The organism is Verrucomicrobiota bacterium (assembly GCA_019247695.1).
Lineage (GTDB): Bacteria > Verrucomicrobiota > Verrucomicrobiia > Chthoniobacterales > JAFAMB01 > JAFBAP01.
The window spans coordinates 33,575-47,403 of record JAFBAP010000157.1 but is presented as its reverse complement, the minus strand read 5'-3'; the positions used below and the strand labels follow the sequence as shown (position 1 = coordinate 47,403).

The 13,829-nt window shown below is 62.2% G+C and carries 10 protein-coding genes; 8 read left to right on the top strand and 2 right to left on the bottom strand.

The features are described 5' to 3' along the window. Positions 1 to 91: 91 nt before the first annotated feature. The 3 genes from JO015_18655 (at position 92) to JO015_18645 (ending at position 2,979) form a co-directional block, all read left to right on the top strand. Positions 92 to 1,123 (top strand): zinc-binding dehydrogenase, encoded by a 1,032-nt coding sequence (locus JO015_18655; protein MBW0001118.1) that lies wholly within the window; start codon positions 92 to 94, stop codon positions 1,121 to 1,123. Between the two features lie 44 nt (positions 1,124 to 1,167). After that, the gene (locus tag JO015_18650; protein ID MBW0001117.1) at positions 1,168 to 2,001 is read left to right on the top strand and encodes a sugar phosphate isomerase/epimerase; all 834 of its coding nucleotides are present in this window, start codon (positions 1,168 to 1,170) and stop codon (positions 1,999 to 2,001) included. A 129-nt stretch (positions 2,002 to 2,130) separates the two neighbouring features. Further along, complete coding sequence (locus JO015_18645) at positions 2,131 to 2,979, top strand: sugar phosphate isomerase/epimerase (GenBank protein ID MBW0001116.1); 849 nt, start codon at positions 2,131 to 2,133, stop codon at positions 2,977 to 2,979. Between the two features lie 48 nt (positions 2,980 to 3,027). On the opposite strand, the gene JO015_18640 is transcribed toward JO015_18645, so the two are convergent. Beyond that, a complete protein-coding gene (locus tag JO015_18640; protein ID MBW0001115.1) occupies positions 3,028 to 4,104 on the bottom strand; it encodes a LacI family DNA-binding transcriptional regulator in 1,077 nt (358 codons plus the stop codon). A gap of 298 nt (positions 4,105 to 4,402) precedes the next feature. Between JO015_18640 and JO015_18635 the strand changes: the two genes are divergently transcribed. The 5 genes from JO015_18635 (at position 4,403) to JO015_18615 (ending at position 11,588) form a co-directional block, all read left to right on the top strand. After that, on the top strand, positions 4,403 to 6,496 hold the full coding sequence (locus tag JO015_18635) for an FAD-dependent oxidoreductase (GenBank protein MBW0001114.1): 2,094 nt from the start codon (positions 4,403 to 4,405) through the stop codon (positions 6,494 to 6,496). 177 nt (positions 6,497 to 6,673) lie between these two features. After that, positions 6,674 to 8,158: a sugar ABC transporter ATP-binding protein gene (locus JO015_18630; GenBank protein ID MBW0001113.1), complete on the top strand. Its 1,485-nt coding sequence runs from the start codon at positions 6,674 to 6,676 to the stop codon at positions 8,156 to 8,158. A gap of 14 nt (positions 8,159 to 8,172) precedes the next feature. Then, positions 8,173 to 9,303, top strand: a complete 1,131-nt coding sequence (locus JO015_18625; protein ID MBW0001112.1) for an ABC transporter permease — start codon at positions 8,173 to 8,175, stop codon at positions 9,301 to 9,303. Between the two features lie 39 nt (positions 9,304 to 9,342). Next, positions 9,343 to 10,479, top strand: coding sequence for a sugar ABC transporter substrate-binding protein (locus JO015_18620; GenBank protein MBW0001111.1), 1,137 nt, complete (start codon positions 9,343 to 9,345; stop codon positions 10,477 to 10,479). A 98-nt stretch (positions 10,480 to 10,577) separates the two neighbouring features. Continuing rightward, a complete protein-coding gene (locus JO015_18615) occupies positions 10,578 to 11,588 on the top strand; it encodes a Gfo/Idh/MocA family oxidoreductase (protein MBW0001110.1) in 1,011 nt (336 codons plus the stop codon). Positions 11,589 to 11,692: 104 nt separating this feature from the next. Here the strand turns inward: JO015_18615 and JO015_18610 are convergent, their stop codons facing one another. Next, positions 11,693 to 13,732, bottom strand: a complete 2,040-nt coding sequence (locus JO015_18610) for an acetoacetate--CoA ligase (GenBank protein MBW0001109.1) — start codon at positions 13,730 to 13,732, stop codon at positions 11,693 to 11,695. Positions 13,733 to 13,829 lie beyond the last annotated feature (97 nt).

Below are 13,829 nucleotides of genomic sequence, written 5' to 3'. Positions count from 1 at the left end.
TTGCGGGCCCGGGTCCAGGTTGCCGCGGAACACGCGTCCGCCGTTGGCGCAGGAAGATCGCTATCCACCTAGGTATCAACAGAAAATCATCATGAAAGCGGTTCTATTCCCTGGAAACAAAAAGGTAGAGGTGGTCGATCGCCCGGATCCGGTACCCGGACCCGGCGAGGCGCTGGTTAGAATGCGGGCTTCGGCCCTGTGTCGAAGCGACATGAGCCTTTATTACGGCAAGCCCGTGCTGGCCAGTGAGGCAGCCAAGACAGGCACGATCATTCCCGGACATGAACCGGCGGGTGACGTCGTGGAAGTCGGGACCGGCGTGACCAACGTTAAACCGGGCGACCGGGTGGCAGTTTACCTCGCCATCGGCTGCGGGCATTGCCGGTGGTGCCATGGCGGCTTCCGGATGCTGTGCCCCGAGTTCAAATGCCTCGGCTTCGACGTGGACGGCGGTGATGCCGACTACCTGGTGGCGCCTGCGATTAACTGCCTCAAGCTGCCGGATCAACTCTCGTTCGAGGCGGGCGCAGTCATGACCGACATGATTGGAACGCAATACTCCGCCCAAAAAAGGTTGGGCGTATCGGGCGCCACTACCCTGGCCGTCTTCGGCATCGGTCCGATGGGGGCGGCCGGCGTCCTTATAGGGAAAGCCAGGGGCGCACGCATCATCGCCGTCGACGTGCTCGAGGACCGGCTGACGATGGCAAAGGAACTCGGGGCGGACGAAATCGTGAACAGCGGGAGCGAAGATGCCACCGCGCGGTTGCGCGAACTCACGGACGGCGCAGGTGTGGACGCGGCGATCGACTGTTCGGGGAACGGCAAAGCCCAGAACTCTGCCCTCGACTCCGCACGCCGGTTCGGATCGGTGGCTCTCGTTGGGGAATCGTCTTCGACGACGATAAACCCGAGCGACCAGTTTATCAGAAAACAGCTTCAGGTCATCGGGGCGTGGTATTTCCCTCTGAGTGAATTTGAGGAGATAGCCCGGTTCATCGTCGATCGACGGATTCCGGTGGAGAAGATGATTACCCACCGTTTCTCTCTGGACCGGGCCCCGGAGGCATTCCGAATGTTTGACGAACGGAAGACCGAAAAAGCGATTTTCGTCTGGGATTAGACCGGCAGAAGATTTCAACAGCAAAGCACAAGCATCCACGAATCATGAAATTAGCCTTTAACACCTGGGTGTACTCCAGCTTTCCGGTTTGGGTTCCTGCCTATACCCTCGAAGAAACCATCAAACGGATCGCTCGAATCGGCTACGACGGCATTGAAATCGGGGCGGCCGCACCGCATGCCTACCCTAGTCAGGTCACCAAGGAGCGGCGCAAGGAGATCAAACGCGTGTTGGACGACAATGGGCTGGCGCTCTCCAGCATGCTGCCGGCGCCCGGCGGCGGTCCCGGCTTTAACGTCGCTTCGCCCCTTCCGGAAGAGCGCCGGGAAGCCATTGAACAGTACAAACAAGTTGCCCGGCTCTGCTCCGACCTCGGGGGTAACACCGTGCTTTACGTCGCCGGATGGCAGATTTTCGGCACGCCGCGCGCCCAGGCCTGGGCCTGGAGTGCCGAAGCCCTCAAGGAGATCGCCAGGTCCGCCGAAGGCGCCGGGGTGGTGCTGGCCATCGAGCCGACGCCCACCGACAGCAACCTGATCGAGAGCTGCGACCACGCCATCGAGTTGATGGAGGAAGTGGCCGAACCGAACGTCAAGCTGATGTTCGACACCCAGCATGCGTATTATCGCAACGAGGTGCCGACCGATTACGTCTATAAGATGGGGAAGAATTTGCGCCACGTTCACCTCTCCGAGTTTGGCCGGTTGGCCCCCGGTCAGGGTCCGGGTGATTTTGTTGGTTTGGTGCAAGCGCTGCGTGACATCGCTTATGACGGCTACCTGGCGATGGAGATCGGATTCAACCGGCGAAACGTCGAGCCGGACCTGGTGGCACGGCAGGCGTACGAATACATGAAGCCGCTGCTGACGGCTAAGTAGTGCCGGGCGCCGGGACCCGGCATTCCCGGCATTCAAAACGATGTGGCGGTTCTTCGAGGGGTCGACTGAACAGGCCATCCGGAATTTTACGGAACTCGGGCAGCAGCTCTACTTCAAGGAAAATCGTTCATGCGCTTCGGTGCCAGTACATTTATCTGGGTTTCACCGTTCTCGAACCAGACGCTTGGACTTGTCAAAAAGGTTCGCGAACTGGGCTTCGACATCATCGAGATCTGCGTTGAAGACCCCGTTACGATTGATGTTGGTCGGATTCAAAGGGCATTGGCGGAGAATGACCTTACCGCGACGGTTTGTGGTGCTTTCGGCCCGGGCCGGGATGCCAGTTCAGACGAGGAAAACGTCCGCGCTAACACCGCGAAATACCTCGAGACGTGCATAGATATCGCGAAGGAACTCGGTTCACCGTTCGTGGCGGGCCCAATGTATTCCGCGACCGGAAAGACGAACCTCCTGTCGCCCCCGCAGCGGTCAAAGCAGTGGAGTCTTGCGGTGGAAACGTTGAAGCCGGTGGCCGAATATGCCGGAGAGCGAGGCGTCCAGCTTGCCATTGAACCGTTAAACCGTTTCGAGACCGACTTCATCAACACCGTAGAGCAGGGCCTCGAACTCATCGAGCGAATCGGCGCGTCCAATGTCGGCTTGCTGCTGGATACCTTCCACATGAATATCGAGGAGAAAAACCTCGCTACCGCGATCCGCATGGCCGGTTCCAGGGTGTTTCACTTTCATTCCTGTGAAAGCGACCGTGGCACGCCGGGCACCGGGCACATCGAATGGCCGGAAGTTGTGTTGGCGCTAACTGCAATCAACTACCAAGGCCCGGTAGTGATCGAGGCATTCACCGCGGAAATCACTGAGATCGCCCGCGCGGTCTCGCTCTGGCGGCCGCTCGCGCCGGATCAGGATTCACTGGCTCGCGAAGGACTACGCTTCCTGCAACGGATTTTCAACCGTTAATCTCCACCATCGTTGCGTTCACGGCTTTCAGCCCCAGCCAAAACCGATTTACGCATCGCTCGAAGTTTTTCGGCAACCGACAAGCGGTCGTCGATTGGAGGGCGTTCCGGCTGAGTCCCGGACGATGAAATTGGATTTTAAAATGACGTAGAGAGAAGGATCGACCGGTTTGTCAGCCAGCATTTTCATGAGCTGCTCCGCGGCGATCGAGGCCATCGCATGCGCTGGTTGATCCACCATCGTAAGCGGTGTTTTCAGGTGCGGGGCAGCGTAAAAATCGTCCCAACCGATCACGGCCACGTTATCCGGAATGGCAAGCCCTTTTTCCGCTATGGCGCTCAGTGCCCCTAAAATTAAAAGGCTGTTTGCCACAAGCAACGCCGTCGGGGGACGGTGAAAATCGAGCAACTGCTTTGTGGCGCGATAACCGCCTTCGACTCCGACGTGGACGGCATCGACGACCAGCGAATCGTCGAATTCAATCCGGTGCTGGGCGAGTGCCCGGCGATAGCCTTCAATCCTTTCCGACATGGTGTCCAGCGTCCTCCGTCCCACGATTATGCCGATACGCCGGTGGCCTGCCTCAACCAGATGCGCGGTGGCCTCGTGCGCGGCCGACTGATTGTCACTCACCACGGTCGGAACTTTCATCCCTTTCACCGCCCGATCGATGAAGACCAGGGGAATCCTGCTCGTGTGGATTTCCTTGGCCGCCCGGGAGGCTTCTCCATTTTCGCCCGCGGTGGGCGAAAGGATGATGCCGGCCACCCGGTGCTCGAGGAGCGCCCTGGCATGGGCCAACTCCTTTTCGATGCTTTCGTCGGTGTTGCACATGATCACTTGGTAACCGTGTGCACCTACCGTGTCTTCGATCGCGCGAAGGACGACGCTGAAGAAAGGGTTGCAGACGTTTCCGACGATCACCCCGATGGTAAGGCTCGAGCGCTGCTTCATGCTGCGGGCCAGGGCATTGGGACGGTAATGGAGCTGCCGTGCCGCCTTCAGAACGCGTTCGCGGGTGGCCGCCGCCACTTTCCCGTATCCGCCCAGGGCACGTCCTGCAGTTGCGACCGACGTGCCGGCACGCCTGGCGACGTCGTCCAGCGTAGCTGCTGCGCCCTGCATGGTTATGGTGTGACCGATAAATTCCCCCTGATGATAAACTGAAACCGTCGCGGCGCCGGAGGGGGCACTTCGCCGGCGCGACTGGGCTCCGTTTTCAGTAATCGTTCTCAGCTTAGAACGCGACAGCGACCGGCGCAAATGCCTCCCCTCCCCTCCCCTCTCCGGTCATGGTTGCGCGCCGGAAGCACTTGCGGACGCAACTTTCGTCGAACGCACGCGCCGTAAAAACCGGGCGACATCAATTTTCCGCTTGCGCCCCCGCAGAAACTGAGAGATTTGACTGAGAACGTTATCTCTCATGAGCGCTTCAACCTCGCCCCTCCCTGATGCGTTTCAGCGGTTTTCGATGGCGTTAAGCCCGTTTCGCATCCGCGACGTCGCGCTCCGGAACCGTTTCGTCTTTCAGCCCCATTTCACCGCCCTGGGCACCTGGGACGGCCAGCCGAGCGATGCCCACGTCGCCTATCACGAAGAGCGCGCCCGCGGTGGCGTCGCCCTGATCATCTTTGAAAGCCAGGCGATCCATCCCACCGGCAAGATGTCCCGCCGCTTCATCAACGCGTGGGACCCGGCGGTCATCCCGCTGCTGCGCAACGTCACGGATGCCGTGCATGCGCACGGTGCGAAGATCTTCAGCCAACTGACCCACGGGGGCCACACCTCGCTCGAGCATCCGCCGCACATCATGTGGGCGCCGACTCAGATGCCCGAACCCTCAAGCCATTTCACCACGAAAGCGATGGACGAGGACGACATCCGCGCCGTAATCGAGGGCTTCGCGGTCAGCGCGCGGAATGCTGCCGAGGCCGGCTTCGACGGGATCGAGATCAAGGTGGCGCACGACGGGCTGCTGCGCTCGTTCGCCTCTCCCTTCTTCAACCAACGAACCGACCGGTACGGCGGCTCATTTGAGAACCGCATGCGGCTGTCACTCGAAGTTCTTGAAGCGATCAGAAAAGCAACGGAAGACGCTTGCCCCGTCGGCGTGCGCATTTGTCTGCACGAATTCACGACTTTCGGCTACGGCCTTGAGTACGGCTTGCAGATGGCGCACATCCTGGAAGCGAGCGGGCTTGTAGATTACTTCAATGCCGACGCGGGTTCGTTTTCGAGCTACTGGATGGAAATTCCGCCGGCGGCCGTTGCCTCAGGCGATTTTCAGACGCTCAACGGCGAACTTAAACGCGCGAGCCGCCTGCCTGTCGTCGCGTTCGGGCGCATCAGCCCGCCGCAGCGTGCAGAGGAAATGCTGCGGGCCGGTCAGGCCGACCTCATCGGAATGGCGCGCCAGTTCATCGCGGATCCCGAGACGCCGAATAAGCTTGCCGCCGGCCGTGCTGAGCTTGTGCGACTGTGCGTCGCCTGCAACGACGCGTGCATCTACCAGGTCGGCCAGGAAAAGCCGGTTCGCTGCATCCACAACCCGGGCGCAGGCCGTGAACGCGAAATTAACGAGCGGTTCGTGGCCCAAAGCGGTCGTTCGCGGCGCGTTGTGGTCGTCGGGGGCGGGCCGGCCGGCCTCAAGGTCGCGGAGATTGCGGCGAAGCGGGGCCACCGGGTGACGCTGCTCGAGCGTGAGGACGCCCTTGGGGGCCAGATCCGGCTCGCGGCGAGGCAGCCGGAGCACGCGATCATCGGGGAGGTTACCCGGTACCTCGAGGCTGCCGTAGCCGATCTGGGCGTCGACGTCCGGCTCGGCCTGACGGCGACGCGCGCAATGCTGCAGGGGTTAGCGCCGGAGGTGATCGTGATCGCAACCGGCTCGGAGCCGAACCTGCCTAACCAGGGGAGCGACGGCGCACAGCGCGCGCGGGCGCTTGGCCGGCAGGTGCTGCCGGGCGTGCCCGGCCTTGATCAGCCGTTCGTCGTCTCGTCGGACCGCGTCCTGTCGGGAAAGGTGGAACTCAGCGGGACGGTGCTCGTGGTCGATGACAATGGCCACTGGGAGGGCGCCGGCACGGCAGAATACCTGGCCGACCGGGGCTGTCGAGTCGAAGTGATCGCCTCGCACCCCTTAGTCGGCGAGGACATCGAAGCCGGTACCCGGACTCTCTTCTACCGGCGTGCCGCAATCAAAGGCATCCGCCTGCGTCCGAACACGATGCTGCTGGAAATCGGCCGCCACCGGGCCAAAATCGCCGGCACCTTCAGCTGCGAGGATACGCAGGGCTGGAAGAAGTACCTCCTGGTGCCGGGCAAAGGGGAGTGGGTCGAGGGGATCGACTGGGTGGTTCCGATTATCGGGCGGCGGTCGCGAGAAGACCTGTTCCTGGAGTTGAAGGAGGCAGCCGAGTTCAACGACGTCCGGATCGAACGAGTCGGCGATTGCGTGGCGCCGCGATTGGTTCAAAGTACGATCGTCGAAGCATTCATGCTGGCACAAGCCTTGTAAACGCGTGCGTTTGCTCCCCCGAAGGATGAAAACGTTATCTATTGCGACCCCAAAAGCGGTATCCGATCGGCCAGCCGGGAAGCATTCCGGCCGGCGTAGCTCGCGGCCGGCGAAAGTTCAAGCCCGGAGGCAGCCGTGACCGGCGCGTCACAGCCTGGTGATCGGCCAGCCGGGGGATTGGCCCCGGGCCGGCCCGTGCTGGTTGCCCGGGGCATCAGTAAATCGTTTCCCGGCGTCGTGGCCCTGGACAACGTCGATTTCGAGATCACGTCCGGCGAGGTCAATGCGCTGGTCGGGGAAAACGGCGCCGGCAAGTCCACCCTGATCAAGGTCATGGCCGGTTATTACACGCCGGACCGGGGCGAAATTCTGGTCGGCGGCAAGCGCCTTGATCAGGATCCCGCGGCGGCCCACCAAGCGGGCGTGGCCACGATCCACCAGGATCACCACCTGGTTCCCAGTATGACCGTCGCAGAGAACATCATGCTTGGCCACTGGCCGACGCGGTTCGGCGTGATTTCCCGGAAAGAACAGACAAGGCGCGCCCTGCAAGCGCTCGCACAGGTGGCTCCCGAGCTCTCGCCCGCAACGCGGGCCCAGCGGCTTTCGCCCGCTGAGGGGCAACTCGTCGAAATCGCACGCGCGCTTTCGGAGGACGCGCGCATGCTGATCATGGACGAGCCGACCACCTCACTGTCGCCGCGGGAGATCGACCGGCTTTTTGCGGTCGTCCACGAGTTGAAGACCAAGGGCCTCGGCATCGTCTTCGTGTCGCACTGGCTGGAGGAGGTGTTCCGCATCGCTGACCGCATTACTGTGCTGCGCGACAGCCGGCTCATCGGGAGCGTGCCCGCGGCTGAACTCGATCAGGAACGGGTCATTAAGATGATGGTCGGCCGCGCGGTCCAGGAGGTCACCAACTCCGCCCGCCAGCCGGGCAAGGTTATTCTTGAAGTAAAGGGTCTGACCCGCTACGGCGTTCTCGAGAACATCTCGTTCAAGGTTCACGCAGGCGAAATCGTGACGCTCGCCGGCCTCGTCGGCGCCGGCCGCAGTGAAGTCGCAAATTGCATTTTTGGGATCGATCCGTACGATGCCGGTCAGGTGCTGATCGGCGGGACGAGGGTTGCGCCAAACGATCCGGCGGCCGCAATCCGGGCCGGCATCGCGTTGCTGCCTGAAGACCGCCGTCGCCAGGCGCTCGTCGGCCAACTCAGCGTGGGCGCGAACACGACCCTAGCCGTGCTGGACCGCATCGCGCCGCGCTGGATAATTTCCAGGAAGCGCGAAGACAAGATCGTGAGCGAAGCAAAACGCTCGCTCGCGATAAAGATGGCGTCGCCGAAGGTCCGGATATCGACGCTGTCGGGCGGCAACCAGCAAAAGGTTGTGCTTGCGCGCTGGCTCGCCCGCCGGCCCAGCCTCCTTGTTCTCGACGAACCGACCAAGGGCGTGGATGTCGGCGCCAAAGCGGAAATCAGTGAACTCGTCGTTCGCCTTGCCGCACAAGGTAACGCTGTCCTTCTCATCAGCTCCGAGTTGCCGGAAGTCCTGGCCCTCAGCGATCGCGTCCTGGTCATGCGGTCCGGTCGCATCGCCGGCGAACTTGACCGTTCCTCCCTGTCCCAAGAACGCATCATGAACTACGCCGCCACCGCCTAGCGGCAAGAAGCCCCATGAGCACCCAAACGCACGCGATTAAGAAGGACGCATCCGCTGCTTACCCTACTCAGCGCGGTTTCCTTGGTAAGCTCCGCACCGGTAACCGGGCCGTCCTTGAGGCGGTTCAGAGCCTGGGTCTGCTCACCGTTATCGTGATCGGAAGCAGTTTGTTGAGCCTTGCGACCCCGGTGTTTTTTACCAGGATCAACATCGAGAACCTGCTCTACTCCTCCACCATAATCGCCGTCGTGGCGATCGGGGAGGCGTTCGTCATTTTAGTGGGCGGGATTGACCTCTCGGTCGGCGCCGTGCTGGCGCTTTCGTCCGTTCTATGCGTCGGTCTTCCCCTGCAAGCGGGTGTGCCCGTCTGGCTGGCGACGCTCATCGCGCTCGGCACAGGAGCTGCGATCGGGTTGATCAACGGATTAAACGTAACCGCGATCAAGATCCCGCCGCTTATCGCCACGCTCGCGATGATGAGCGCGGCCCGCGGCGTGGCATTCATTTATTCCGGCGGCCGGAACATCGCCCCGGTGCCGGACGTGTTCGTGAACGTGCAGGCGGTACGCTTCCTCGGCGTCCCCGTGGTAATCCTGTTCACGATCGCCCTCGGATGTATCGCCCACTTCGTGCTGAGCAGCACGCGTTTCGGACGCTCGATCTACGCGACCGGCGGCAATGCGGTTGCGGCCCGCCTCTCCGGCATTCGTACAAACCAGGTCACCTTAGCCGCCTACGTGATCTCGGGGATCACGGCTGCGCTCGGCGGCCTGATGATCACTGCACGCCTGGAAGCCGGCGCGGCGACGGCCGGCGTCGGAGCCGAGTTGACGGTTATCTCCGCGGTGGTGATCGGAGGCGTCAGCTTGCTGGGCGGTGAGGGCCAGATCGGCGGCGTGCTCCTGGGGGTGCTGCTCCTGGCGCTCGTCCAAAACGCGATTAACCTGCTTAATGTGCCGCCAAACTATGATTACGTGGTCAGCGGCCTGGTGATCGCCGCAGCCGCCGCCCTTGACGTCGTCCGGCGCAACTTTGCGGAGGCGGGCCTCCGCAGGCGCTCGACCCTTCGGAAAGATGAGATGAGGTCTCAGCAGAAGGTCGCCGAGCCAGCCCCAAGAACAACCCCACCAACGTCGACGGCGTAAACCGGAACGCCAAACACCTGAAACCCCCAGGAACAAACCATGAAAACGAACCCCACCAATTCATCACCACCACCGCCCGAAACTCCTCGCGGCCTCGGCAATGATTGCCCACAAGGATTACGATCGGCCGACGACGAACACGCGGTGCCTACCGGAAGCAATGCCACGGCCCGCCGTGCATTCAGTGCGTTCACCTTGCGCGGCGCCGCTTTGGCATGCGCCGCGGTGCTGGCATTCGCCGGAACAGCCGGTGTTCCCGGCACGGCATTAAGCGCCGAAGGGGGCGCCCGCGGGAAACGGGTGGGCTATATCACGTTCGGCCTGCAATTCGAGTACCAGGTCGCCATGGTGGAGGGAATCAAGAAAAAGGCGGCCGATGCCGGTCTCGTCCTGCAGATCGTTGACGGAAAAGGCGACCCGAACCTGCAGGTGACTGAGGCCCTCGACGCCGTGACCAAGCAACCTAACGCGCTGCTGATCAATCCGGTCGATGCGAAGCTCATCGTGGCCGGCGTGAAGCGAGCGAACGAAGCCAGCATTCCGGTCTTCATCATGGAAAATCCTCCGCCGGAAGGCAAATACCTGGGCTTTGTCGACTTTGACAACGAAGGCGGCGGCGCCATGGGGGCCGACGAACTGGCAAAGCTGATCGGCGAAAAAGGCGTCGTGCTCGAGACCCGAGGGTCGATCGGCTCCGACCAGGCGCAACTTCGTCACAAAGGCTTCGTCGACCGGATTAAGGAAAAATACCCCAACGTCGAAGTGCGTTCGCTGAACACGGAATGGGTTGCCGACAACGCCTACAAAATGGTGCTCGATGCATTCACCCAAAACCCCGGCATCAAAGGGGTCTTCAGTCACAATGACGAAATGGTGCGTGGGGTGGTGTCGGCCTTGCGCCAGATCAACAAGCTTGTCCCGGCCGGAAAGGATGGCCACGTCGCGGTGGTCGGCCTTGACGGCACGCCGTTAGCCATGGACCGCATCCGCCAGGGGACGCAGGACGCGTCGGTCGGCCAGGATCCGTACGCGATGGGCGGGATCATCCTGAATGACATCATCGCCTACTTCGAAGGCAAACCGTTTGATCCCAAAGGTCGAACCGAGCCGGTTCTCATCACGAAGGAAAATGTCGATGATCCGAATCTCTGGGGCAATTTCGGCAGAAAGAAGTGAACGCGCGAATCCATCACGCAAATCCGGGCGCGGCAGGTCCATGCGACGGTGCCATCACCGCCCGGATCACCGCGCGACGAATACGAAAGGGGGGCTGAATGCCACAACAACTAAGATGGGGTGTGATGAGCACGGCCGGCATTGGCCGGATGCAGGTGATCCCGGCGATTCAGGGCTCGACCTGGGGCAGGGTCGAGGTTCTGGCAAGCCGGGATATTGAAAAGGCGCGAAGCGTTGCGCGGGAACTCGGCATCAAACGGGTCACCGGCAGCTATCAGGCGTTGCTGGAAGATCCCGACGTAGACGCGGTGTATATTCCCCTTCCGAACACGCTGCACGCCGACTGGACCATCCGGGCGGCGGCGGTCGGCAAAGCGGTTCTTTGTGAAAAACCCCTTGCGACCTCCGCCGCTGATGCAGCGCGGCAGATCGAGGCCTGCGCCAGGCACGGCGTAAACCTCATGGAGGCGTTCATGTACCGTTTTCACCCGCAGACGCGCCGTGTGCAGGAACTCATCGGTTCCGGGGTAATCGGGCAGGTCCGCGAAGTGCGCGCGCATTTGTCCGTCAACATCATGCGAGCACTCGATGCAGGGAACATTCGTTACGACGCCCGGCTCGGGGGTGGCGCACTCCTGGACATGGGTTGCTATTCGGTAAGCATCGCCCGCATGGCGTTCGGCAGCGAACCCCGGCGCGTGGTTGGCCGGATGCAGATTGACGCAAAGATGGGCGTTGACACCAGCAGCGCCGGTCTCCTCGAGTTTGCCACCGGCGTCGCCCTGATCAGCGGCTCGTTTGCCACTGACGGAGGCGACATCTACACCATCGTTGGCACCGATGGCTACATCGAAGTGCCCCGTGGGATCATCCCCGGCTATGGCACACGCGCAGCGGAAGGTCTCGTTATCATCGTCGATCCGGACGGCAACCGACATGAAGAACGTATTGCGCCGGCGAATCAGTACCGACTTATGGCCGATGCGTTCGCGGAATCCGTGCTCAACCGGCGCCCGGTTCCGCTGCCGCCGGAAGATGGGCTGAACAACATTAAGGTTCTGGACGCGCTCGCGCGATCGTCAGCCAACAACGCCCCGGAACCGGTTTAAAGCAGCGGTTTGGCGTTCGCAACGGCAGCGTACCGGGCGTCAAGCGATGAACACGTGGATCCCCTTCTGTGTTGTCTGCATGTTCCGCGGATCCGCCGTGCCCGCTACTTCGCCGTGCCCGCGGTGTGAGCGAGGCGCGCGAAGAACCGGAGCGCATCGGGGTTGGCCACCGCGTGCAGGCTGGCGGCCCGCTCAAGCGGGACACCTTCAAAAATCCGTTTCACGGGCACCTCCATCTTCTTGCCGTTCAGCGTATGGGGGATCTCCGGGACGGCATAGATCGCGTCCGGCACATGGCGCGGAGACAAATCGGCGCGGAGCGTCGCCGCAATCTTGTCGCGGAGCACCGCGTCGAACCGGGCACCCGGACGCAAGGCCACGAACAGCAGCAACTCGCCGGTTGCGCCGGCCACGTCCAGGCGGGTAGTGTCAATCACCAGCGCTTCCGCAATTTCCGGCAGGGTTTCGACCACGCGATAAAATTCGCTGGTACCCATCCGGACGCCGCCGCGCTTCAGCGTGGAGTCCGACCGCCCATAAATGATGCACTGACCGTCCGCCGCGTTGATCCGGATCCAATCGCCGTGACGCCAGATTCCGGGGTACACGTCAAAATACGCGTCCCGGAATCTCTGGCCGTCCGGATCATTCCAGAATCCGACCGGCATGCACGGCATCGGGCCGGTCAGCACCAGTTCGCCGACCTCGTCAAGGACCGGCCGCCCGTCTGCGTCCCAGGCTTCGACCGGGGCGCCGAGGGCGCGGCATTGCAATTGCCCGGCGTAAACCGGCAGCAAGGGGTTGCTCGAAACAAGGGCGGTACAGACATCCGTCCCGCCGCTGATCGAACCGAGCCAGACGTCCGATTTGACCTCCCGATACACCCATTCAAACCCTTCCGGCGGCAAAGGTGCGCCCGTCGACCCAATCGCCCGCAACCGGGTCACGTCGAACGCTGCACCGGGCCGCAGCCCCTCTTTCCGGCAGGCCATCAAAAAAGGGGCACTCGTCCCGAAGTAATTGATTCTCTCTTCAGAAACAAATCGCCACAGCACGTTCAGGTCGGGAAACTTCGGACAGCCGTCGTAAAGAACGACCGTCGAACCCAGGGCAAGGCCGGCGATCACAAAGTTCCACATCATCCAGCCCGCCGTGGTGTACCAGAAAAAGCGGTCTCCGGCAGACAGGTCGAGGTGCAGGTGTAATGCCTTCAGGTGTTCGAGCAGCATGCCGCCGTGTCCATGGATGATGGGTTTGGGTGCCCCGGTCGTTCCGGACGAGTATAGGATCCACAGCGGATGCGCGAACGGGACCCGCGTGAATTGGAGGCGTGCAGGGGTCGACGTCGCCTCGGTCCAGGAGATCATCGTGACCCCCGGGATCCCCGGAACACTCCAATCGCCCGGGGCCCGGTTTTCAGCCGCGGGATCTGAGGGGATCAAAAGCACGGCCTCAAGCGAAGGCAGTTGGGCAACGATGCGGTCGATTGACTCGCGCCGGTCGTAGAACTTGCCGTCGTAACGGTACGCCGCAGTGGTCACCAGCAGCTTCGGCTGGATCTGGGTGAAACGATCGAGCACGCCGTGGCTGGAGAGTTCTACCGGCACGACCGACCAGATGGCGCCGAGGCTGGCGGCCGCGAGAAACGCAACAAGCGTTTCCGGGCGGTTGGGCAGGTACGCGGCCACACGGTCGCCCGCTTCGAGCCCAAGGGAGCGGAATCGCCCGGCCACGGCGGCCACCTGCTCGCAAAGTTCGCGCCGGCTGATCTCTACGGAGCTCACCCGGGATTCCGAGCGGAACACGACGGCCGTCCGGCCAGGGTCGACGGAGTTCTCGTCCGGTGAAAACCGGAGCAGGTGCTCCGCGAAATTGAGGGTGGCGCCCGGGAACCAGACCGCATTCATCGCCTTGTGGCCGGCTTCCAGGATGCCGGCCGGCGCCGCGCCGAATCGTACGTGGAAGTAACGGGCAATGGCGGACCAGAAGCGGTCCGGGTGGGCTATGGACCACTCATACAGCTGCTGGTAAGTCGCAAACTGCGCTCCCTGGTCGCGCGCAAGCCACGCCATAAAACGCGTAAGGTGAGTGGCGCGCGTACGATCCGGTAGCCACAAGGGGGAGCGGGCCGATAAAGAGGCCATCGCCGAATTTCATCAGGCTGCGCCCCGCACGTCAATACGCCAGCAACTCCCGAGCGGAGACTCGCGACCTGCACGATGGCAGACGCAATTTGCGAGG

What these genes read in the sequence shown, in the direction of transcription:
- JO015_18645 (MBW0001116.1), top strand. Translation starts at nt 2,131, where the DNA reads ATGCGCTTCGGTGCCAGTACATTTATCTGGGTTTCACCGTTCTCGAAC.
- JO015_18650 (MBW0001117.1), top strand. Translation starts at nt 1,168, where the DNA reads ATGAAATTAGCCTTTAACACCTGGGTGTACTCCAGCTTTCCGGTTTGG.
- JO015_18625 (MBW0001112.1), top strand. Translation starts at nt 8,173, where the DNA reads ATGAGCACCCAAACGCACGCGATTAAGAAGGACGCATCCGCTGCTTAC.
- JO015_18615 (MBW0001110.1), top strand. Translation starts at nt 10,578, where the DNA reads ATGCCACAACAACTAAGATGGGGTGTGATGAGCACGGCCGGCATTGGC.
- JO015_18620 (MBW0001111.1), top strand. Translation starts at nt 9,343, where the DNA reads ATGAAAACGAACCCCACCAATTCATCACCACCACCGCCCGAAACTCCT.
- JO015_18655 (MBW0001118.1), top strand. Translation starts at nt 92, where the DNA reads ATGAAAGCGGTTCTATTCCCTGGAAACAAAAAGGTAGAGGTGGTCGAT.
- JO015_18635 (MBW0001114.1), top strand. Translation starts at nt 4,403, where the DNA reads ATGAGCGCTTCAACCTCGCCCCTCCCTGATGCGTTTCAGCGGTTTTCG.
- JO015_18610 (MBW0001109.1), bottom strand. Translation starts at nt 13,732, where the DNA reads ATGGCCTCTTTATCGGCCCGCTCCCCCTTGTGGCTACCGGATCGTACG.
- JO015_18640 (MBW0001115.1), bottom strand. Translation starts at nt 4,104, where the DNA reads ATGCAGGGCGCAGCAGCTACGCTGGACGACGTCGCCAGGCGTGCCGGC.